The sequence below is a fragment of the Aquaspirillum serpens DSM 68 genome, assembly GCF_000420525.1.
Lineage (GTDB): Bacteria > Pseudomonadota > Gammaproteobacteria > Burkholderiales > Aquaspirillaceae > Aquaspirillum > Aquaspirillum serpens.
In genome coordinates this window covers 24,607-46,265 of the sequence record NZ_ATVC01000002.1, presented here as the reverse complement: position 1 = coordinate 46,265, position 21,659 = coordinate 24,607, and the positions used below count along the sequence as shown (strand labels likewise).

The window sequence follows — 21,659 nt, the reverse complement described above, 5'->3', positions numbered from 1 at the left end:
GATCGCCCTCGCTTACATACGGAAGACACCGAAGGGTGTCGGTTCAACCGGTGCGTTTAACGCCGCTTGTAGTGCCAACGCTAACACTTCTCGTGTTTGTGCTGGGTCGATCACGCCGTCATCCCACAAACGCGCACTGGCATAGTAAGGATGGCCTTGCCGTTCATATTGTTCGCGCACTGGGGCTTTGAGTTTTTCTTCATCTTCTGCTGTAAACGCATCGCCCAATTGCTCACGCTTGACCTGTGCTAACACCCCAGCGGCTTGTTCACCGCCCATCACCGAGATGCGCGAATTTGGCCACATCCACAAGAAGCGTGGGCTGTAAGCACGGCCACACATACCGTAGTTGCCTGCGCCAAACGAACCGCCAATCAACACGGTGAATTTGGGGACTTTGGCACAGGCCACTGCTGTAACCAGTTTCGCGCCATCTTTGGCAATGCCGCCGTTTTCGTATTTTTTCCCGACCATAAAGCCGGTGATATTTTGTAAAAACACTAAGGGAATACCGCGTTGGCAGCACAGTTCGACAAAGTGGGCGCCTTTTAACGCTGATTCGGAGAACAAAATGCCGTTGTTGGCGATAATGCCGACTGGCCAGCCATCAATTCGTGCAAAACCGGTGACTAAAGTGGTGCCGTAGTTTTGTTTGAATTCATCAAAGGCCGAATCATCGACAAGGCGGGCAATAATTTCACGCACATCAAACGGTTTTTTGGCATCGGCTGGAATCACGCCGTAAATTTCTTCGCTGGCGTAGCGTGGGGGCAAGCTGGCGCTGCGGGTGAGGTCGTCGGCGCGGCGGTGGTTAAGATTGGCCACCACTTGTCGTGCAATCGCCAAAGCATGGGCGTCATTTTCTGCCAGATGATCGGCTACGCCCGAAATACGGGTATGGACATCGGCACCACCCAATTCTTCTGCAGTGACCACTTCACCCGTGGCAGCGCGTACCAGCGGTGGGCCACCCAAGAAAATGGTGCCTTGATTACGGACGATAATGGTTTCGTCACTCATCGCTGGGACATACGCCCCACCGGCCGTACACGACCCCATCACCACCGCAATTTGTGGAATGCCCATCGCACTCATATTGGCTTGGTTATAAAAAATGCGTCCGAAATGGTCGCGGTCTGGAAAGACCTCATCTTGCAGCGGGAGGAAGGCGCCGCCAGAATCGACCAAGTAAACGCATGGAAGCCGGTTTTCACGAGCAATGTCTTGTGCTCGCAAGTGTTTTTTCACCGTCATCGGGTAGTAAGTTCCCCCTTTGACGGTAGGGTCGTTGGCGACGATCATGCAATCGACGCCAGACACTCGCCCTATGCCGGTGATGACCCCTGCGCCGGGCGCTTGGTCGTCATACATCCCGAAGGCAGCCAGTTGCGACAGTTCTAAAAAGGGCGCACCAGCATCTAACAACAGATCGATCCGTTCCCGTGGCAATAATTTGCCGCGTGCAAGGTGTTTGGCGCGTGGGCCTTCACCGCCGCCGAGAGCATTTTTTGCGACTTTTTCACGCAAATCGGCCACGATGCTGCGCATTTTTTCCGCATTGAGCTGAAAGTCAGCCGAGCGTGGATTGAGTTTTGATTCGAGGATAGGCATGGGGGAGTGTCCTTCAAACAATCAACGCAATTCGGCCATCAATTCGCGGCCAATCAACCAGCGGCGGATTTCTGAAGTTCCTGCCCCGATTTCATACAATTTGGCATCGCGCAACAGGCGGCCAGTGGCGTATTCATTGATGTAGCCATTGCCCCCCAGACATTGGATGGCATCCAACGCCATTTGCGTGGCTTTTTCTGCGGCATACAAGATGGCACCGGCAGCGTCTTTACGTACTTGACGACCTTGATGGCCGGCATCCAATGCTTGACCAACGGCATAGACATAAGCACGGCTGGCGGAAAGGGTGACGTACATATCGGCTAATTTGCCTTGCATCAGTTGGAAATCACCGATGGATTGACCAAACTGGGTACGCTCATTGAGGTAAGGCAACACAATGTCCATGCACGATTGCATAATGCCCAATGGGCCAGCCGCCAAGACGGCACGTTCAAAGTCAAGACCAGACATCAATACATTGACACCCTTGCCGACTTCGCCCAATACGTTTTCTTCTGGTACTTCCACATCATCAAAGAACAGCGGATAGGTATTCGAACCGCGCATCCCTAATTTGTCGAGCTTGCTGCCGGCGCTAAAGCCTTTCATGCCTTTTTCGATGATGAAAGCGGTGATACCGCGTGGACCAGCATTAACATCCGTTTTGGCGTAGACCACTAAGGTATCGGCATCGCCACCGTTGGTAATCCACATCTTGGCGCCGTTGAGCACATAGCGATCGCCTTTTTTATCCGCACGCAATTTCATCGACACCACATCTGAGCCTGCATTAGGTTCGGACATCGCTAAAGCACCGATATGTTCACCTGAAATCAGTTTGGGCAGATATTTGGCTTTTTGTGCGGCATTGCCGTTACGTTTGATTTGGTTGACACACAAATTCGAGTGCGCGCCGTACGACAATGCGACAGAGGCCGAAGCACGGGACAGTTCTTCCATCGCAATCATGTGCGCCAGATACCCCATGTTGGCACCGCCGTATTCTTCATCGACGGTAATCCCCAACAATCCCATATCACCAAATTTTTTCCACAAATCTTCTGGGAACACATTGTCGTGATCGATGGCAGCGGCACGGGGTGCCACTTCGTTTTGTGCAAACTGGCGCACACTGTCGCGCAACATATCTAAGTCTTCACCCAAATCAAATGGCAGGCTAATCATGATGGGTCTCCTCCGAGAATCCGATGTAAGAATGGTTGTGTAAGCGAAGAATGGTTGTGTAAGCGAGACTTTAAGTTACGTTGACGTAAGCGTCAATATGCAGGCTTCAACAAAATGACATCCATCACCTTTACGCTGTGTCGCTTTGCCCCTCGTTTGGCGTGGTGGCGGTGGTCAATACTTGGCGGCAATGGGCTTCGAGTTTTTCGATTTCATCGAGGATGATTTCAATATCATGCTTTTGCTGTTCGAGCTGGCGGCGGCGGATAGATAATGAGGCCAATAATTTCAGCGATTGACTGGCTTCATCCGGTTTTGATCCATATAAATCAATAATTTCACGAATTTCGTTGATGGATAAGCCAAGTCGCTTACCGCGTAAAATCAGCTTTAGGCGCACCCGATCACGCCGCGAAAAAATACGTTGGCGGCCCTCACGAATCGGGGTGATAAGGCCTTGCTCCTCGTAAAAACGGAGGGTACGCAGGGTAATGCCGAATTCATCGGCCAGTTCGGTGATGGTGTAGGTTTTTTCCATGATCGGTGGGCGGGCTCTTGTTTAATGGGGCAAGTTTACGTTAACGTAATGGTAAGCGAAATGCGCTAGCATTCAATGGCTTTTTTTGCTGAGGCATCACAATACAGGAGACACCATGCCTTTACCTAGCTATGTCCACGGTGCAAGCGATCAATCTTTAATTGGTGAATCGTTAGCAACCTATTTCCCAAAAATCTGCCAACAATTTGCTGATCGTCCGGCCTTGATTGTGCGGCATCAGAACATTCGTTGGACGTATGCCGATTTATTCGAGCAAGTTGAACGTATGGCATGTGGTTTACGACGATTGGGCTTGCAAGCCGGTGATCGGATAGGGATTTGGTCACAAAACAATGTTGAGTGGGTGTTAACACAGTTTGCCACCGCCTATGCGGGGCTGGTGATGGTGAATATCAACCCAGCGTATCGCCGTTCCGAAGTGGAATACGCGCTGAATAAGGTGGGTTGTCGGGCTTTGATTGTGTCGCCACAGTTTAAGAGCAGCGATTATTTAGAGATGTTGTACGACTTAGCACCGGAATGGAAAAACGCTATCCCGGGTCAGCTCAAAGCACAGCGTCTGCCCAATTTGGAAATCGTGATTCGCCTCGGCGAAGGCCAAAGCCGTGGTTTATTGAATTTTGCCAGCCTCTTGGCTGAGCCCACTGCCGAAGAACGGGCGGCACTGCGCGAACAAGCAGCACTGCTGCAATTTGATGACCCAATCAATATCCAGTTTACGTCCGGCACCACTGGCCAGCCTAAAGGCGCCACGTTATCGCACCACAATATTTTAAATAACGGCTTTTTTGTCGGTGAGGCGATGCGTTTAACCGAACAAGATCGCTTATGTATTCCTGTGCCGTTGTATCACTGCTTTGGGATGGTATTGGGCAATTTAGCGTGTATTACCCACGGTGCAGCGATGGTATTCCCATCTGAAGCCTTTGATGCCCAAGCGGTTTTAGAAACGGTTGAAGCAGAGCAATGCACCGCCTTGCACGGTGTGCCGACCATGTTTATTGCGGTGCTCGACCATCCTGAATTTGAGGAATACCAACTTTCTACCCTTCGCACGGGGATTATGGCCGGTAGCCCATGCCCGATTGAAGTGATGAAACGGGTGGTGGCGGAAATGAATATGGCAGAAGTGACCATTGCCTATGGTATGACCGAAACCAGCCCCGTCAGCTTCCAAAGCCTAACCGACACCAGCCTAGAAAAACGGGTTACCACTGTCGGGCAGGTGCATCCGCATGTTGAGGTGAAAATTGTCGATAACGCTGGACGGATTGTGCCTCGCGGTAGCACCGGCGAATTGCTCACCCGAGGGTATTCGGTGATGTTGGGTTATTGGGGTGATGAAACCAAAACAGCGGAAGCGATTGATGCCGCTGGTTGGATGCACACTGGGGATTTAGCGGTATTAGACGATGAGGGATACTGCAATATTGTTGGTCGGGTGAAAGATATGGTGATTCGTGGTGGAGAAAATCTTTATCCACGCGAGATTGAAGAATTTTTATATCGCCATCCCAAAATCCAAGATGTGCAAGTGATTGGTGTGCCGGATCAGAAATATGGCGAGGAGTTGTGCGCTTGGATTAAGTTAAAAGAGGGGCAAACCGCTACCGAAGAAGACATCCGTGAGTTTTGTCGTGGTCAAATCGCCCACTACAAAATCCCGCGCTATATCGAGTTTGTGCAGGCCTTCCCGATGACGATTACTGGCAAGATTCAGAAATTTGTTATGCGCGATCAGATGAAAGAGAAATTAGGGCTACAAGAGGCAACCACAGCGTAATCCTGCTCCAACTCCCTCGCTTCGATCCCCCTGGGCGGACTTGGTACATCAGTGCCAGTCCGCTTTTTTTCGGCTATGCAACCACCCCGCTGACCTATCCAAACCACAAGCCAAAAAAAGACCAACAGCGAACTGTTGGTCTTTTTTGAGACTACGACACTAACGATTAGTGATTCGATGCAGCTGCAGCACCTACACCAGTTTGTGCACGAACGAATTGATCGTCGAAACGAGCACGTTCTTCGGTTGCTTGATGCGAGTTATCCAACAGCGACACCACCATGGTGACCAAGAAGGCCAGCGGCATCGAGAACAAAGCTGGATGTTCGTATGGGAAGATTTCTGCTTCATTGCCCAATACTGTTACCCACACCGACTTCGACAACACTACGAAGGACACGGCAGAGATCAGACCCACAAAACCACCGGCCAGAGCGCCGCGAGTGGTCAATGGTTTCCAGTACATCGACAACAACAAGATTGGGAAGTTAGTCGAAGCGGCCACACCGAAGGTCAGACCAACCAAGAACGCAACGTTCATTTTCTCGAACAGAATACCCAACACCACCGCAATCAGACCCAACACGATAGTCGCGATACGCGATACTTTCAGTTCGTCTTTCTCGTTGGCTTTGCCTTTCTTGATCACAGTTGCATACAAGTCATGCGACACCGCCGATGCACCAGCCAAGGCCAAACCTGCCACCACAGCCAAAATCGTTGCAAACGCCACTGCAGACAAGAAGCCTAAGAACAAGTTGCCGCCCACCGCTTTCGCCATGTGCATTGCAACCATGTTGCCACCACCGATCAACTTGCCGCCCAGCTCACCGCCCACGAAGTATTGTGGATCTTTACCGATCATCACGATGGCAGCAAAACCAATGGTACATACCACCAAGAAGAAGAAACCGATGAAACCTGTTGCGTAGAACACCGATTTACGCGCTTCTTTAGCGTTTGGCACGGTGAAGAAACGCATCATGATGTGTGGCAAACCAGCAATACCAAACACCAAGCCCAAGGACATCGAGGCGGCATTGATTGGGTCGGCCAACATTGGGCCTGGGCCCATCATTTTGAAGCCATCTTTATGTGTTTCAACAGCTTGTTGTGCCAGCGTTTCGTAGCTGAAACCAAACTCGCTCATCGCCAACGCTGCCAGTGTGGTACCACCCACCAACAACAACACCGCTTTAATGATTTGCACCCAAGTGGTTGCAATCATGCCGCCGAAAATCACATACACCAGCATCAAGACACCCACTACCACCACAGCGATAGGGTAATCCAGACCGAACAGCAACTGAATCAGCTGACCCGCACCCACCATCTGTACGATCAGATAGAAACACACCACCGTCAACGAACCAAATGCAGCAAAAGTCCGAATTTTGGTCTGGTCGAGGCGATAGGAAGCAATATCAGCAAAAGTGAAACGACCCAAGTTACGCAGACGTTCCGCCATCAGGAAGGTGATAATTGGCCAACCGACGAAGAAGCCAACGGTGTAGATAAAGCCGTCATAGCCTTTAGAGAACACCAAGCTGGACAAACCTAACAAGGTGGCTGCGGACATGTAGTCACCCGCAATCGCTAAACCGTTTTGGAAGCCAGTGATACCACCGCCTGCGGTGTAGAAATCGGAGGTCGATTGTGTCTTACTCGCCGCCCACCAAGTGATGGCTAAGGTGCCGAGCACGAAAATAAAGAACATCACGATGGCGTGAATGTTCAATGGCTGTTTTTCTACTACGCCACTCGCTGCAGGGCCAGCGATGGCTAAAGTGGTTGCCAAGCTCAGGGCAACGCCTGTTAAACCGGAAACAAATTTTTTCATTTTTTGGCCTCCTTCACGATTTCCTCGTTCAGGGAGTCAAACTCGGTGTTAGCGCGCCAGACGTAATAACCGGTCATGGCCCAAGTGATAAAGATAATAAAAGCACCAACTGGCACACCGACTGTCAACATGCCGCCCTCGGATAATGTGGCGTGTAACACTTTAGGGTTAAATGCGACCAGCATCATATAGGTGTAGTAAATCACCAAGGTCAGAATAGCGAGACCCCAAGCGAGGCGTGAACGTTTAGTGACCAACTCATTAAAGCGCGGGTTGTCGCGCATGCGTTGATATAGGTCTTTGCTCATATTTCATCCTTCTCGATACGTTTTTAGGTTTTTCTGGGTGAAACTACCCCAATCAACCCGTTGTGCAGGTTGATGGGGTAGGTGAAACAGGGGGTAATACGATTACTCGATGGCAGAGGCCGACTTCACCTGTTGGCGCAGCAGGAACTTCTGAATCTTACCGGTCGAGGTTTTGGGAATTGGGCCAAAGTGAATTTGTTTTGGCACTTTGAAGCGAGCGAGGTGTTCACGGCAATACTCGATCACCGCTTGTTCATTGCCCTCTAAGCCTTCGGCTAATTCAACGAAGGCGCAAGGGACTTCACCCCATTTTGGATCTGGCAAGGCAACCACCGCCGCTGTAATCACGCCGGGATAGCGGCACAACACATCTTCCACTTCAATCGAAGAAATGTTCTCACCACCCGAGATAATCACGTCTTTGGAACGGTCTTTAATTTTGATGTAGCCATCAGGTTGAATCACCGCCAAGTCACCGGTATGGAACCAGCCGCCGGCTAAAGATTCATTGGTGGCATCGGGGTTTTTCAGATAACCCTTCATCACCAAATTACCACGGAACATAATTTCGCCCATGGTTTCGCCATCATGTGGCACTTCGGTCATGGTGTTAGGATCCATGACGGTCATGCCATCTTGCATCGAATAGCGCACGCCTTGACGACCATTTTTCTCGGTGCGATCAGCCAAGGTGAGGTTGTCCCACTCTGGATGTTTAGCGCACACCGAAGCAGGGCCATAGGTTTCAGTCAGGCCGTAAACGTGGGTGATGTTGAAACCCAGTTTTTCCATGCCTTCAATCACCGACGAGGGTGGTGCAGCGCCGGCAACCAAGCAATTCACACCGTGTTCAATGCCTTCTTTGCAATCAGCAGGGGCATTGATCAGCAAATTGTGAACAATCGGGGCGGCACAGTAGTGCGTCACTTTGTGTTCTTTGATCAGATCAAAGATGGCGCGGGCATCAATACGGCGTAAGCAAACATTGGTGCCAACATTGGCTGCCATCGTCCACGGGAAGCACCAGCCATTGCAATGGAACATCGGCAGCGTCCACAGATACACCGCATGGCGTGGCATACCCCATTCCAAGATGTTACAAACCGCGTTCAAATACGCGCCGCGATGGTGGTAAACCACACCTTTCGGGTTGCCGGTGGTGCCCGAGGTGTAGTTCAGGGCAATCGCTTCCCACTCGTCGGCTGGCATACCCCAAGCAAAATTAGCATCGCCTGTAGCAATGAAGGCTTCGTATTCGATTTCACCTAAGCATTTACCGCTGCCGGTGTAAACGACATCATCGACATCAATCACCAGCGGAGGCTGTTCCAACAATTTCAATGCACCGGCGATGGTGTCAGAGAATTCGCGGTCGGTAATCAATACCTTGGCTTCACCATGCTTGAGCATAAAGGCAATCGCCTCGGCATCTAAGCGGGTGTTGAGGGTGTTGAGCACCGCACCGGTCATAGGGATGCCAAAATGACATTCAACCATGGCTGGGATGTTAGGTAACATCACCGCAACGGTATCCCCTTTACCGATGCCGCGTTGTTGTAAAGCAGAAGCCAGACGACGGCAGCGGGCATAAGTTTCTTGCCAAGTAAAACGCTGATCGCCGTGAATGACGGAAATGGTATTTGGATAAACTGTTGCTGCGCGCTCTAAAAACGTCAGAGGCGACAAAGAAACGTGATTAGCAGGGGTTTTGTCCAAACCGATTTGATAGGGGTTAGCCGCTTGCATGAGTTCTCCTTCATTTGGTTTTTATCCGTTCATAATTCATGGAACAATTTGCAAAACTTTGTACCAATCGTAACGAATGTTTGCAGTGCACCATTTTGTGGTGTTTTTAGTTCACTATGCGCCTGCTTTTTGCGCAGCGCGGTCTTTATTGTATGAGGTTTTCTATGACTGAAAGCGTCCGTCCAGCCTCTTCGGCTAACGAACCCCAAACTCATCTCCATGAGCATTTACTGGTGGGCTTAGATTGGCTAGATCAGGGTCTGACGCTGTTCGATACAGATCTACGCTTAATGGCGTGGAATCGTCGCTTTTTACAGCTTTTAGACTTCCCCGAGTCGCTGCCAAAATTGGGAACACCGTTTGAAGCGTTTATTCGTCATAACGCACTGCATGGAGAATATGGCGAAGGCGATGCTGAACAACGGGTGCGGCTGATTGTGGAGCAAGCACGGGCGGTATTAACCGATCAAACCGAATGGGTGCGGCCAAATGGGCGCATTTTGAAGCTACATGGCGAGTTTTTGCCCGAACTTGGTTACATCACGTTATATACCGACATCACAGAACAGCGCGCTTTAGAGCAGGTGGTACAACAACATCATGCTCAACTCGAAGACAGTGTGCGGCGGCGAACGGCTGAGCTTGAAGCGGCCAATGCGCGCTTGCGCGAAGCCAGTGAAATCAACAGTCAAATGACTGCTGCATTGCAGCGCAGTGAGGAACGATTGCGGCTGATGACCGATACCATTCCGGCTCTGATTGCCTATTTTGACCATGAACAAGTCTATCGCTATGCCAATCGCGGCTACGCTGATTGGTTTGGTCGCCGTAATGAGCACATCGTAGGCCACCATATCGAAGCGGCGCTCGGGATTAAGTTCTATGCCGCCGTCAAAAGTTATGTTGAACAGGCGCTGACTGGGGCGCGCGTCACGTATGAATATTCGATGGAAAAAGAGGACGGCAGCACCATTTTTGCCCGCAGCACCTTGGTGCCCGAGGTCTCGCCAGAGGGGAAGGTGTTAGGGTGTTTTGTGCTGTCATTTGACATTACTGAGCAAAAACATACACAAGCTGCCTTGGTTCAAGCGCAGAAAATGGAAGCCGTGGGTCAACTGGCCGGTGGGCTGGCGCACGACTTTAACAATATGTTGACGGTGGTGATTGGTAACTTGGCCGAGTTACAAAATCGTTGTGGGCAAGACCCACAAGTGACCGAATTTTTAGAGCCTGCGCTCCATGCTGCCGAGCGCGGCGTCGAGCTGATTAAGCGTTTATTGTCTTTCTCGCGACAACAGCCACTCGAACCCAAAACTGTACAAATCGGCGGTTTGATTCTTGGCATGATGAAATTATTGCGGCGTTCGTTGCCGGAAAATTCGTTGCCGGAAAATATCACCATGAACACAGCACTGGGTGAGACACCGCTATATGCCACGGTTGACCCGCATCAACTGGAAAGCGCCATCCTTAATTTGGTGCTCAATGCCCGTGATGCGATGCCTGAAGGTGGCGAATTGTTAATTGAAGCCACTCGCCATCCACTGACCGAAGAAGAAGCGCAAGATTGCCAGATGCAGGTAGGGGAATATATCCGCATTTCGGTGCGTGATAACGGCACTGGGATAGACCCCACCATCCAAATGCGCGTGTTCGAGCCCTTTTTTACGACCAAGCGTTTTGGCTCGGGCAGTGGCTTGGGGCTGGCGATGGTGTATGGTTTTGTGCAGCAATCTGGCGGCGGTATTCGCCTCGATAGCCAATTGGGCAAAGGCACGGTGGTATCGCTGTTCTTGCCTTGCGCTGATGAGGAGTCGGTGCCGACTGGACGCTTGAATTTCAGCGGTCGGGCGGGTGGCCGTGACAAACCCTTGGTGCTGTTAACCGAGGATGATCCTGAAGTGCGGCGGATTGTGCGTTTGCAACTGACTGGCTTGGGCTATCCTGTCCTTGAAGCAGAAAATGGTGATGAAGCCGCCGCAATGGTGGAAAATATCGCTGAAATTGGTCTGCTGCTGTCAGATGTGGTGATGCCCGGCCAACTGAATGGCCGCACCTTGGCAGATTTTGCGCGTCGTCATCGTCCGCATTTGCGGGTGGTGTTGATGAGTGGTCATGCGGCGGGTTCGAGTGTCTCGCATCCCAGCTTGCAGGCTGTCCCTATTCTTGAAAAACCGTTTACCCAGGAACAGTTATCACAGGTCCTGGATGAGGTAATAATGTGTCAACGACCCCTTTAACTGCTATGGAAACCACCACTCGACAGGAAAAATTGATTTTTCTGGTAGAAGACGATATGTCGGTGGCGCGTTTAATCGCCACCATCTTGCGCGACTATCAATTCAAGTGCGAGTGTTTCCGCACCGGCAGCGAACTGTTCCGCCGCTTACGGACGGCGACCCCCGATTTGTGCATTATCGACCTCGGTTTGCCAGATATGGACGGCATGGAAATCGTGCGTCAGCTACGGGCGAAAACCCGCTGTGGCGTGATGATTTTGACCGGACGAGGTCATGTCGGAGATCGCGTCATGGGCTTAGAAATCGGTGCTGATGACTATGTAATGAAACCGTTTGAACCCCGCGAATTGGTGGCGCGTTTGCGCAGTATTCTGCGGCGTTGTGAACAAGCGGCAGAATTAGGGCCAGACAATACGCGAATTGCGTGTTTTTCTGGCTGGCGCTACGACCCCGAGAGCTATACCTTGTTTGCGCCGGATGGCAGTAAAAAATCCATCAGTGCCAGCGAAGGGCAAATGCTACAGCGTTTTCTCGAGCGTCCAAACCGTGTGTTGCCGCGTGAACAATTACTCGGTCAAAACGATATGTCCCCGTTTGACCGCAGTATTGATGTGCGGATTTCGCGTTTGCGCCGTAAATTAGGCGATGACACCCACAATCCGCGCTTAATTAAAACCGTCTATGGCGCTGGCTATTTGTTTGTCAGTACCGTGACGTGGGAATAACTTCGTCCTCACGTTCTGCATCCAAACGCCGTACAAATTCGCCCAACTCGGTCATCAGTTTGTCTAAACGAGCGATAGAACGTGCAATCGAGGCGGTTTCGGATGATAAGGCGAGCGTGGCCTGACCAAAATCAGTGATGTCATGGCTAAAGGTATCGAAACCTGCCGATTGTGTTTTATTGGCTTCCGCTGCACGGCCTAACATACGGGCAATCTGTTGCGCACCACGAATAATTTGTTCCAAGCGTTGTTGTGCCTGTCGCGTATGTTCGGTGCCATCAGCCATCCGGCTAGAGCCCTGTCGGATGGCGTTGAGGGCCGATTCTGTGCCGCTGGTGATGAGGTTAATGCGCTGAGTAATGTCTTGCGTTGCACCTTGGGTACGCTCGGCCAATTTGCGGACTTCATCGGATACCACTGCAAAACCGCGCCCAGCTTCACCGGCGCGGGCCGCCTCAATCGCTGCATTTAAGGCCAGCAAATTCGTTTGTTCGGCAATCTCGTTAATCATTTCGATAATGCCGCGAATCTCGCTCGAACGCCGCCCTAATTCTTCAATTGCTTGCGAAGACAATAAAATTGCCTGTTGTGCTTCATCAAGTCGATATACCGCTTGATTCATAATATTGCCGCCGTCCGTGGCTTCTTCTCCGGCTGAACGGGCGGTTTGTGCTGCTTCTTCAGATTGACCAGCGGTTTGGCCGGCAAGGGTGGACATTTGTTGTACGGTGACCACCATGCCTTGCGTACGCGCACTTTGCGCCTCCATGGTTTGCACCATGAAATGCGTGGAATCGGCGATTTCTTTGCTTTCGCGGCTGGCCGAGCGCACCGAACGGGTTAATTGTGTCAGCATCTCGCTGACCTGTTGTCTGGCGGTTTCTGCTTGTTCGCGGGCAATTTCCAACTTGGCAAAACCACGGGTTTTTGCACTATCGAATGCCAAACTCAGCGCCAACACCACCAAAATCAGCCCAATCAGTGACTTTGCTTGCAGCTCTGGAATCCGCTCCACCGCAATCGGGCTATGGGGCAAGGCATCGGCTTGGCCGTATAAAAATAAAAACAAACCAATGCAAAGAAAGCTCAACAGCGCCCAAATCATGCCGGCTCGCCGTCCTGACACAAAGGTGGCCGCGACCGGTACACAGGCATACCACACGATGCTGGTCGATAAAATGCCACCGTTGACATACACCATCCATGTCACCATGCCAAACATCACGGCACTGACGGCATAGCCCACAACGGTTACCGCACCACTGAGGCGTAAGAAAAACGCCATTACAAACATCAACGCCCCGCCTAATACAATCCCCCACCCCATCGCTGGATGCTGCAGTTTGAAATAGGACAAGGCAAAGAGAGGGGCAATCGTGCCAGCTAAAAGTGCCACGCCCACAGTGGTGCGGGCGCGGATCATTTGTTCGGGTTGTTGCCGTATGTGTTCTGGGATAAACCATTCTGTCGGCGATGGGCGTTGCTGCATACGATGTTTTCCTCTCGTTATTAGTATGGGGTGTTGCCTAATGCGTTATTTCACTCGACGGTGAATTGAGGGGTTCAAACGTATGTTTTATTTTGTTTTGCGTCAAGCGTTGGGCGATAAATATTTGTAAAGACAGGGATTTGCTGCTTTGCAAAAAATCCCAATAGCTTTTTTTGTTGGGGGTTGGGTCATGCTAAAAAAATAATTTGTCCTGCCAATCTCACGCGGTTTGCGTGCGGCAATGAAACTTGCCGGTGAAAGTTGTCGCCTAAGCTGGCAGTTCTGTTGCAAAATCAACAATTGCAATCTGTTTTTGTTAGCCTGTGTTTTTCGACTGAATATTGAAAAGGAACTGTGATGTCTGCTGCGATCACCCGCGCCACCTTTGATGAAGTGATGTTTCCCAACTATGCCCCTGCCGCCTTTATTCCGGTGCGCGGGCGTGGCGCGCGTCCCGGTGCGCGGGCGTGGCGCGCGTCTGTGGGATCAAGCAGGGCGTGAATTTGTGGATTTTGCCGGCGGCATTGCAGTGAACTCTCTTGGCCATTGCCACCCCGCCTTAGTCGAGGCCTTAACCGAACAAGCACAACAGTTATGGCATGTCTCGAATGTGATGACTAACGAACCTGCACTGCGTTTAGCCAGCAAATTGGTGGCGGCGACCTTTGCTGAAAAAGTGTTTTTCTGCAATTCCGGTGCCGAGGCAAACGAAGCTGCTTTGAAATTGGCGCGTAAATATGCCCACGACCATTTTGGGCCACATAAGCACCATATTGTCTCTACCCTCAATTCATTTCATGGCCGAACCTTATTCACGGTCTCGACCGGTGGACAGCCAAAGTATGTTGAAGGGTTCGCCCCTGCCCCATCTGGTATTGAGCACATTCCCTATAACGACATTGCTGCGCTCGAAGCCGCCGTCAACGACAATACCTGTGCCATTATTGTGGAGCCGGTGCAGGGTGAAGGCGGTGTTTTGCCAGCCCAGCGTGAATTTTTAGCGGCTGCCCGTGAAATTGCCGACCGTCATCAGGCTTTGCTGATTTTTGATGAAGTGCAAACAGGGATGGGGCGTTCAGGCTCGTTGTTCGCCTATATGGAATATGGCGTGACTCCCGATATTTTGTCCTCGGCTAAGTCGTTGGGCGGTGGTTTCCCGATTGGGGCCATTTTAAGTACCGCCAAAGTGGCGGCCAGTTTTGGCGTGGGCTCGCACGGTACTACCTATGGCGGCAATCCCTTGGCGTGTGCTGTGGCAGAACGGGTGTTGGATGTCATCAATACACCGTCCACTCTCGCCGGTGTGAAAGCCAAACATCAGCGTTTAGTAGCGGGGCTGGAAGCGTTAAATGCCCGTTATCAAGTCTTTGCCGAAGTGCGCGGTTTGGGGCTGTTGTTGGGTGCGGTGATGAATGAGCGTTATCAAAATCAAGCCAAAGCCCTGATGCAAGCAGCAGAAGAAGAATTGTTGATTGTGTTGGTGGCGGGGATGAATGTGTTGCGTTTTGCCCCTTCGCTGGTGATTGACGATGCCGACATTGATGAAGGCTTAGCACGCTTGGATCGTGCATTGGCTCGTTTTGTGGCTCAACAAGGGTAATGCGATGATCATTCGCCCGGTACGGGTGTCCGACCTGCCTGCTATCGAACGCATGGCTCACGATAGTGGGGTGGGCGTCACCAATCTTCCCGATCAAAGAGATACCTTATTCGAACGCATTTGTTTATCGGTGCGTTCGTTTGAAACCGATGTGGCAACCTATGGCACCGAGTTTTATCAATTTGTGTTGGAGGGAGGATGAAGGCCGGTTGTGTGGGACGGCGGCGATTGCGGCGGCGGCAGGGTTTTCTGAACCATTTTACAGTTATCGTAATGAAACTCTTATCCACGCCTCCGCTAGCTTGAATGTCCACAATAAAATTCATGCTTTAACTTTATGTCATGATTTATCTGGTGAAAGCCAGCTATGTGCCTTCTTTTTAGAGCCGGCTTATCATCGCCATCCTTATGCGGCACAGCTGTTATCGCGGGCGCGGTTATTGTTTATTGCTCAACACCGCGAGCGTTTTGCGCGGCGTTTGATTGCCGAAATGGTGGGGTGGACTGATGAAAATGGAATATCGCCATTTTGGGAAGCGATTGGGCGCAAGTTTTTCCACATCGATTACGCCCAAGCACAACATTTAGTTGCCACTCGCAGTAAAACGTTTGTCGCCGAGTTAATGCCCAGCTATCCCATCTACGTCAGCTTATTGCCCGATGCCGCCCAGCATGTGATTGGACAAATTCATCCCGATGCTGAATTGCCGTGGTCGATTTTGATGGCCGAGGGATTTGAAGACGAAGATTATTTAGCGATTTTTGACGGTGCGCCGACTTTAGTCGCTCGTACCGATCATGTCCGTTCAATCGCTGCAGCAAAATCCTATTTTGTGCGACATGCTGCGCCTGCCGCATCGCACACCCAGCCCTATTTATTAGCCAATACCGCGACGGCCGAGTTTCGTGCCACCCTCACCACCGGTACGGTGGATGTGAATAAATTGTATCTACCGCTGGAAACCTGCGCCGCACTTGGGCTGCGTGAGGGCGAAACGGTGACTGCCTTGCCTGTGGATGAATCCTTATGTTAGTGCTGCGCCCCATCGCTGAAACCGATCTTGCGGTGCTGCTGCGTTTTGCGGCGGCAGCTGGGGTCGGGGTCACTTCGTTGCCAGTGGATGAAGCCCGTCTAGCCCAGCGGATTACCGCCTCACAGCAGGCATTTGCGGGGCTGAGCCCGTTGGCCGAGGCGGATTATTTGTTTGTATTGGAAGACCAAACCCGACAACAGGTGGTCGGCATCAGCGCCATTCGTGGCGCGGTGGGCTTGGATGCGCCGTGTTATCACTATCGGATTGGCACTATGGTGCATGCCTCTCCTGCGCTAGGGATTTGGAGTCAACATCAAAGCCTATTTTTGTCGAATGATTACACCGGTTGTGCTGAGTTGTGCTCACTTTATCTCGACCCTAGCGTGCGTGGGCAAGGCTGGGGCGCGTTATTATCGCGGGCACGCTTTTTGTTCATTGCACAATTTATCAGCCGTTTTCCGGCTCGCGTGATCTCAGAATTGCGTGGGGTGTGTGATGGTCAGGGGCGCTCTCCCTTTTGGGAAGGCTTGGGCCGTCATTTTTTCCAAATTGATTTTGCCGAAGCCGATCGTTTAACTGGACTGGGGCACAAAGCCTTTGTGGCGGAAATGATGCCGAAATATCCGGTGTATCTCGATTTTCTGCCGGCTGAGGCCCAAGCGGTGCTGGCACAAACCCATCCCGATACGGTATTGGCAGAAGCCTTGTTGCGTCACGAGGGCTTTGTGCAACAAGGCTATGTCGATATTTTTGATGGCGGGCCAACGCTGGTGGCGGAGACGGAGCAGATTCGTACTGTTGCTGCCAGCCGCTGTTATCGACTGCGGGTGGTTGAATCACTTCCTGCAACCGCTACCCCCTATCTCTTGAGCAATACGGTTGATCAACAGTTTCGGGCGGTGCTTGCTTCTGCTGTCTGTCATCACGAGCGTGAAGAAATTGAATTGATGCCTAGTGTGGCTGCAGCGTTATTGCGACAAGAGGGCGATATCGTGCGGGTATGTCCGTTGCCTGCGCGGTGAGGTTGAGAGATAAACAGCACTGCGCTATTTCGGTGCAGTGCATCCTACTATCGTCCCACGGCAACCTCCCACCCAAACTGTTTAAGATTCTCAACGATGATTTTGCAGACTCTACGCTGACCTTTCTCAAATTTGGCATGACGAAATAATTTTCTGATTTCTCGGCCATGCTCTGCCATTTTTATGCAATTTATGGGATATTTTTCCTGCTATGACAGAAAAAATGCCATTTTCTCTACAGCTATTGTTGGCCTTTTCGAGTAAAACAAGAAGGTGATGTGGCTTTTCTCTGCGTTTAAAAAAATATTCACATTTCGCAGCTTAAGTTGCAAAACAGTGCTGGGTTTCCCTGTTTTGGGGCATGTTTTATGCCAGATTATTGTGCGTTGCGACATTACAAAATAGTGAAAACATAGGGGAATTTTCCAGAAAACTGCGCTAAGGTAGTGTAAAAACCCACTCGGTAGCCTTTACTGCAGTAAATAATTTTTTTATTGCGTTGACAGGGTGGGCAGTCAAAACCATAATCCGCCCCATACCGCTCAAGCGGTTTTTCAAATAAAAAAGACGGGATCACGAGGTGTAATTTCTGACCTGTCCTTGCTTGACTTCGTTTCTTGGCGAAGTTTAACCCCATGCAAAGGCAAAGGAGAGTTCCTGCTGTGGATTTTCTACAACAGATACTGAATGGGCTGGTGCTCGGCAGTATTTATGCGCTGATTGCGCTTGGGTACACCATGGTGTACGGCATTATGGGTTTGATCAACTTTGCCCATGGTGAAGTGACAATGATCGGTGCGATGGTAACGATTACCGTGTTGGGTGTATTAGCCAATGCTGGTGTCGATTTGCCGGGGGCCGTGATGGTGTTATTGGCTCTGATGGTGGCGATTCCGGTGTGTATGTTGCTGGGCTTTACCATCGAACGGGTGGCCTATCGGCCATTGCGTAATGCACCGCGACTGGCTCCGCTGATTACAGCGATTGGTCTGTCGATTGTGTTACAAAACCTAGCCATCTTAATCTGGGGCCGTAACTACATCCCCTTCCCGCCTTTATTGCCACACGATAGTGTCAATATCTTTGGCGCCTCGATTACCGTGTTGCAAGTGGTCATTATCTTCTTGGCGATTGCCATCATGGTGGGCCTGTTGCTGATGGTCGAAAAAACCAAGCTTGGCCGTGCCATGCGTGCTACCAGCCAAAACCCTGCTGTTGCAGGTTTGATGGGGGTGAATGTCAACACCGTGATTTCGATGACGTTTGTGATTGGTGCCGGCTTAGGCGCGATTGCTGGCGTGATGGTGGCGGCAAACTATGACCAAGCACACTCGCACATGGGGTTCTTGATTGGTCTGAAAGCCTTTACTGCTGCGGTATTGGGTGGGATTGGTAACCTCGGTGGTGCGGTGGTCGGTGGCATTCTGTTGGGGGTGATCGAGTCGTTGGGCGCAGGTTATATCGGTGATTTAACCGGTGGTTTCCTTGGCAGCCACTATCAAGACATCTTTGCCTTTATGGTATTGATTTTAGTGTTGGTGTTCCGTCCGTCTGGTTTGTTGGGCGAACGCGTGGCCGAACGTGCTTGATTGACTGGGAGACAGACAGATGACACAAGTCAACAAGGTAAAACAACTGGCCGTTTTCGGCTTGGCGGCGATTGGTTTAGCCTGCCTACCTTTTATTGTCGGCGGTACGCTGGGTAATTCTTGGGTGCGTACCCTCGATTTTGCCCTGCTGTATATCATGCTGGCATTGGGTCTGAATATCGTGGTCGGTTTTGCTGGCCTACTCGATTTGGGCTTTATTGCTTTCTATGCTGTGGGGGCCTATACCTACGCCCTGCTTAACTCGCCACACTTCGGCATCTTCTTACCGTGGTGGACGATTTTGCCGGTGGGGGCTTTCCTTGCCGCGTGTGCTGGCATTATGTTGGGGACGCCGGTCTTAAAACTACGCGGTGACTATCTGGCGATTGTGACCTTGGGTTTTGGGGAAATTATTCGGATTTTTATGAATAACCTCAATGCGCCAATCAACATCACCAACGGGCCACAAGGGGTGAATATGATTGCCCCAGTCGAAATTGCCGGTGTTAGTTTAGGTAAATCGATTGAATTGTTTGGCACCAAAATTAACTCGGTGTACCTGTATTACTACCTGTTCCTGATTCTCTGTGTCTTAACCGTGATTGTGTGTTCGCGCTTGCAACATTCCCGTATTGGTCGGGCGTGGGTGGCGTTGCGTGAAGATGACATTGCCGCCTCGGCGATGGGGATTAACATCCGCAACATCAAACTGTTGGCTTTTGCCCTCGGCGCGGTGTTTGGTGGGATTGCCGGTGGTTTGTTTGCCAGCTTCCAAGGCTTTGTATCGCCAGAATCGTTCGGTTTGTTAGAGTCGATCATGGTGTTGGCGATGGTGGTGTTGGGCGGCATGGGGCATATCCCAGGGGTGATTCTGGGTGCGATCTTGCTGACCATCACACCAGAATTGCTGCGTGATGTGATTGGCCCAGTGCAAATGGCTGTTTTTGGCAAAATGTTGATCGATCCAGAAAATGCACGGATGTTGTTGTTCGGTTTAGCGCTGATTTTGGTGATGTTGTTGCGTCCAGAAGGCCTGTGGCCGAATAAGCGTCGGGCAGCTGAGTTCCACGATGCCCTCGACGAAGATTTGCCTGCTGTTGATTCTCAGGCACGTCAAGAAGGAATCAAGGGGTAAATCATGGCAGAAGCACTACTTAAAATTGAAGGTATTCACAAACGCTTCGGTGGTCTGCATGCGCTCAACGATGTTGGGCTGACGATCAACAAAGGTGAGATTTACGGTTTGATTGGCCCGAATGGGGCGGGTAAAACCACTTTGTTTAACGTGCTAACCGGTCTGTATCAGCCTGATGAAGGGGTGTTTACCTTTAACGGTAAAGACCTATTCTGCAAAAAACCGCATGTGATTGTTGACGCAGGGATTGCGCGCACATTCCAAAACATTCGTCTGTTTGGTGAAATGACGGCGTTGGAAAACGTGATGGTGGGTCGTCATGTCCGCACGTTTGCTGGCGCGTTGGGTGCGATGTTGCGAGACAAAAAAACTCGCAATGAAGAAAAAGCCATTCGGCAACGGGCGCGTGAGTTGTTGGCTTATGTCGGCATTTCAGAAGTCGCCAATGAACGGGCAAAAAACCTCAGCTATGGTCACCAACGGCGTTTAGAAATTGCCCGTGCGCTGGCCACCGAGCCGACTTTATTGGCCTTGGATGAACCTGCTGCCGGTATGAACCCTCGCGAGACAGAAGACTTGCAGGTGTTGATGGAAAAAATCCGCGCCACCGGCGTCACGTTGTTGTTGATTGAACATGATGTGAAGTTAATGATGACTTTGTGTGACCGGATTGCGGTGTTGGACTACGGTAAGAAAATTGCCGAAGGTCTGCCTGCCGAGGTGAAAAACAACCCTCGCGTGATCGAGGCCTATTTGGGAGCTGCCCACGCATGAGCCTGCTTGAAGTGAAAAAGCTTGAAGTTGCCTACGGCGGCATTCAAGCGGTAAAAGGGATCGACTTGCATATCGAGCAAGGCGAATTGGTGACGCTGATTGGTGCCAACGGTGCCGGCAAAACCACCACGTTGAAAACCTTGGTGGGTTTGGTCAAACCAAAGTCAGGTTCGATTAGCTACGATGGCAACGACTGCACGAAAATTCCGGTGCATCATTTTGTCTCGAAAGGCCTGTCTTTGGTGCCCGAGGGTCGTGGGGTGTTCTCACGCCTAACCGTCGAAGAAAACCTGCGGATGGGGGCGTTTTATCGCAACGATCCAAACGCCATCAATGCAGAAATCGAACATGTTTACGAGCTCTTTCCTCGTTTGAAAGAACGCTATAAACAGTTGGCTGGGACGTTGTCGGGCGGTGAACAACAGATGTTGGCAATGGGCCGTGCGATTTTGGCAAAGCCTAAACTGTTGTTATTAGACGAACCTTCGATGGGTTTAGCACCGATTATCGTGCAAAAAATCTTTGAAATTGTGAAAATGATTTCTCAGCAGGGCGTAACCATTTTATTGGTTGAGCAAAACGCGAAGTTGGCGTTAGAAGTCTCCGACCGAGGTTATGTGATGGAGTCCGGTAAAATTACGATGTCCGGCCCTGCGCAAGAATTGTTACACAGTGATGCAGTGAAAAAAGCCTATTTGGGCGAATAAACACTGGCAACCCTTCACGAGACTTGTGCCACCCTGCGAGGGGTGGCATTTTTTTGTGCGACCGGTAGGGCGCACCCAGTTGGAGGCAAGTCGGTAGGTATGTTTTTTTGCCCACCACATAATGGCCCGAATTTAGTGGACACAAACCCCGTGCCCACCACATCGGCAAAACGGCAAAACACCGCCGCATGTAACACCGAACCGCCTCGCCCTGAATTGGGTCGGGCGGTTTTTTTCCCCTCCCCCTAAGCGAAACAGCCGGTGGTTGGATACAAAGGTAAGATTTAGTTATACTAAAGTATAACCTGA

The 21,659-nt window shown here is 51.0% G+C and carries 17 protein-coding genes and 1 pseudogene; 11 read left to right on the top strand and 7 right to left on the bottom strand.

Annotation, left to right across the window (positions count from 1 at the left end; genetic code table 11):
• Positions 1 to 12 precede the first annotated feature (12 nt).
• From G465_RS0100710 to G465_RS0100700, 3 genes are all read right to left on the bottom strand, one after another.
• Positions 13 to 1,611, bottom strand: a complete 1,599-nt coding sequence (locus G465_RS0100710; protein WP_022652556.1) for a carboxyl transferase domain-containing protein — start codon at positions 1,609 to 1,611, stop codon at positions 13 to 15.
• Positions 1,612 to 1,632: 21 nt separating this feature from the next.
• Positions 1,633 to 2,802, bottom strand: coding sequence for an isovaleryl-CoA dehydrogenase (locus G465_RS0100705; RefSeq protein WP_444541695.1), 1,170 nt, complete (start codon positions 2,800 to 2,802; stop codon positions 1,633 to 1,635).
• A gap of 127 nt (positions 2,803 to 2,929) precedes the next feature.
• Entirely contained in the window at positions 2,930 to 3,337 is a 408-nt protein-coding gene (locus G465_RS0100700; protein ID WP_022652554.1) for a MerR family transcriptional regulator, read from the bottom strand.
• Positions 3,338 to 3,452: 115 nt separating this feature from the next.
• On the opposite strand from G465_RS0100700, the gene G465_RS0100695 reads away from it, so the two are divergent.
• Positions 3,453 to 5,141: an AMP-binding protein gene (locus G465_RS0100695; protein WP_022652553.1), complete on the top strand. Its 1,689-nt coding sequence runs from the start codon at positions 3,453 to 3,455 to the stop codon at positions 5,139 to 5,141.
• A gap of 166 nt (positions 5,142 to 5,307) precedes the next feature.
• Here the strand turns inward: G465_RS0100695 and G465_RS0100690 are convergent, their stop codons facing one another.
• From G465_RS0100690 to G465_RS0100680, 3 genes are all read right to left on the bottom strand, one after another.
• A complete protein-coding gene (locus tag G465_RS0100690; protein WP_022652552.1) occupies positions 5,308 to 6,981 on the bottom strand; it encodes a cation acetate symporter in 1,674 nt (557 codons plus the stop codon).
• A complete protein-coding gene (locus tag G465_RS0100685) occupies positions 6,978 to 7,289 on the bottom strand; it encodes a DUF485 domain-containing protein (protein WP_022652551.1) in 312 nt (103 codons plus the stop codon). The genes G465_RS0100690 and G465_RS0100685 overlap by 4 nt, the downstream gene beginning before the upstream one ends.
• 102 nt (positions 7,290 to 7,391) lie before the next feature.
• Positions 7,392 to 9,035, bottom strand: coding sequence for an acyl-CoA synthetase (locus G465_RS0100680; protein WP_022652550.1), 1,644 nt, complete (start codon positions 9,033 to 9,035; stop codon positions 7,392 to 7,394).
• A gap of 164 nt (positions 9,036 to 9,199) precedes the next feature.
• Between G465_RS0100680 and G465_RS12940 the strand changes: the two genes are divergently transcribed.
• Positions 9,200 to 11,275, top strand: a complete 2,076-nt coding sequence (locus G465_RS12940; protein ID WP_022652548.1) for a PAS-domain containing protein — start codon at positions 9,200 to 9,202, stop codon at positions 11,273 to 11,275.
• Positions 11,257 to 12,000 carry a response regulator transcription factor gene (locus G465_RS0100665; protein WP_245556733.1) on the top strand — a complete coding sequence of 248 codons (744 nt, stop codon included), beginning with the start codon at positions 11,257 to 11,259 and terminating at the stop codon, positions 11,998 to 12,000. The genes G465_RS12940 and G465_RS0100665 overlap by 19 nt, the downstream gene beginning before the upstream one ends.
• Here the strand turns inward: G465_RS0100665 and G465_RS12935 are convergent.
• Positions 11,978 to 13,489: a methyl-accepting chemotaxis protein gene (locus G465_RS12935; protein ID WP_022652546.1), complete on the bottom strand. Its 1,512-nt coding sequence runs from the start codon at positions 13,487 to 13,489 to the stop codon at positions 11,978 to 11,980. The genes G465_RS0100665 and G465_RS12935 overlap by 23 nt on opposite strands.
• A gap of 357 nt (positions 13,490 to 13,846) precedes the next feature.
• On the opposite strand from G465_RS12935, the pseudogene G465_RS12930 reads away from it, so the two are divergent.
• From G465_RS12930 to G465_RS0100620, 8 genes and pseudogenes are all read left to right on the top strand, one after another.
• Positions 13,847 to 15,089: pseudogene (locus tag G465_RS12930) on the top strand (aspartate aminotransferase family protein).
• A gap of 4 nt (positions 15,090 to 15,093) precedes the next feature.
• On the top strand, positions 15,094 to 15,291 hold the full coding sequence (locus tag G465_RS16300; RefSeq protein WP_052165350.1) for an arginine N-succinyltransferase: 198 nt from the start codon (positions 15,094 to 15,096) through the stop codon (positions 15,289 to 15,291).
• On the top strand, positions 15,251 to 16,123 hold the full coding sequence (astA, locus tag G465_RS12925) for an arginine N-succinyltransferase (protein WP_211213649.1): 873 nt from the start codon (positions 15,251 to 15,253) through the stop codon (positions 16,121 to 16,123). Before G465_RS16300 ends, astA (G465_RS12925) begins: the two co-directional genes overlap by 41 nt.
• Positions 16,117 to 17,145 (top strand): arginine N-succinyltransferase, encoded by a 1,029-nt coding sequence (astA, locus tag G465_RS0100645; protein WP_022652545.1) that lies wholly within the window; start codon positions 16,117 to 16,119, stop codon positions 17,143 to 17,145. The genes astA (G465_RS12925) and astA (G465_RS0100645) overlap by 7 nt, the downstream gene beginning before the upstream one ends.
• A gap of 662 nt (positions 17,146 to 17,807) precedes the next feature.
• Complete coding sequence (locus G465_RS0100635) at positions 17,808 to 18,734, top strand: branched-chain amino acid ABC transporter permease (protein WP_022652543.1); 927 nt, start codon at positions 17,808 to 17,810, stop codon at positions 18,732 to 18,734.
• A gap of 19 nt (positions 18,735 to 18,753) precedes the next feature.
• Positions 18,754 to 19,869, top strand: coding sequence for an ABC transporter permease subunit (locus tag G465_RS0100630; RefSeq protein ID WP_022652542.1), 1,116 nt, complete (start codon positions 18,754 to 18,756; stop codon positions 19,867 to 19,869).
• A 3-nt stretch (positions 19,870 to 19,872) separates the two neighbouring features.
• Complete coding sequence (locus G465_RS0100625; protein WP_022652541.1) at positions 19,873 to 20,643, top strand: ABC transporter ATP-binding protein; 771 nt, start codon at positions 19,873 to 19,875, stop codon at positions 20,641 to 20,643.
• Positions 20,640 to 21,350, top strand: a complete 711-nt coding sequence (locus tag G465_RS0100620) for an ABC transporter ATP-binding protein (protein WP_022652540.1) — start codon at positions 20,640 to 20,642, stop codon at positions 21,348 to 21,350. Before G465_RS0100625 ends, G465_RS0100620 begins: the two co-directional genes overlap by 4 nt.
• The last annotated feature ends 309 nt before the right edge of the window (positions 21,351 to 21,659 follow it).

Coding starts and splice junctions, on each gene's coding strand:
- G465_RS0100710 (WP_022652556.1), bottom strand. CDS start 1,611: ATGCCTATCCTCGAATCAAAACTCAATCCACGCTCGGCTGACTTTCAG.
- G465_RS0100700 (WP_022652554.1), bottom strand. CDS start 3,337: ATGGAAAAAACCTACACCATCACCGAACTGGCCGATGAATTCGGCATT.
- G465_RS0100695 (WP_022652553.1), top strand. CDS start 3,453: ATGCCTTTACCTAGCTATGTCCACGGTGCAAGCGATCAATCTTTAATT.
- G465_RS0100690 (WP_022652552.1), bottom strand. CDS start 6,981: ATGAAAAAATTTGTTTCCGGTTTAACAGGCGTTGCCCTGAGCTTGGCA.
- G465_RS0100685 (WP_022652551.1), bottom strand. CDS start 7,289: ATGAGCAAAGACCTATATCAACGCATGCGCGACAACCCGCGCTTTAAT.
- G465_RS0100680 (WP_022652550.1), bottom strand. CDS start 9,035: ATGCAAGCGGCTAACCCCTATCAAATCGGTTTGGACAAAACCCCTGCT.
- G465_RS12940 (WP_022652548.1), top strand. CDS start 9,200: ATGACTGAAAGCGTCCGTCCAGCCTCTTCGGCTAACGAACCCCAAACT.
- G465_RS12935 (WP_022652546.1), bottom strand. CDS start 13,489: ATGCAGCAACGCCCATCGCCGACAGAATGGTTTATCCCAGAACACATA.
- G465_RS16300 (WP_052165350.1), top strand. CDS start 15,094: ATGATCATTCGCCCGGTACGGGTGTCCGACCTGCCTGCTATCGAACGC.
- astA (WP_211213649.1), top strand. CDS start 15,251: ATGGCACCGAGTTTTATCAATTTGTGTTGGAGGGAGGATGAAGGCCGG.
- astA (WP_022652545.1), top strand. CDS start 16,117: ATGTTAGTGCTGCGCCCCATCGCTGAAACCGATCTTGCGGTGCTGCTG.
- G465_RS0100630 (WP_022652542.1), top strand. CDS start 18,754: ATGACACAAGTCAACAAGGTAAAACAACTGGCCGTTTTCGGCTTGGCG.
- G465_RS0100625 (WP_022652541.1), top strand. CDS start 19,873: ATGGCAGAAGCACTACTTAAAATTGAAGGTATTCACAAACGCTTCGGT.
- G465_RS0100620 (WP_022652540.1), top strand. CDS start 20,640: ATGAGCCTGCTTGAAGTGAAAAAGCTTGAAGTTGCCTACGGCGGCATT.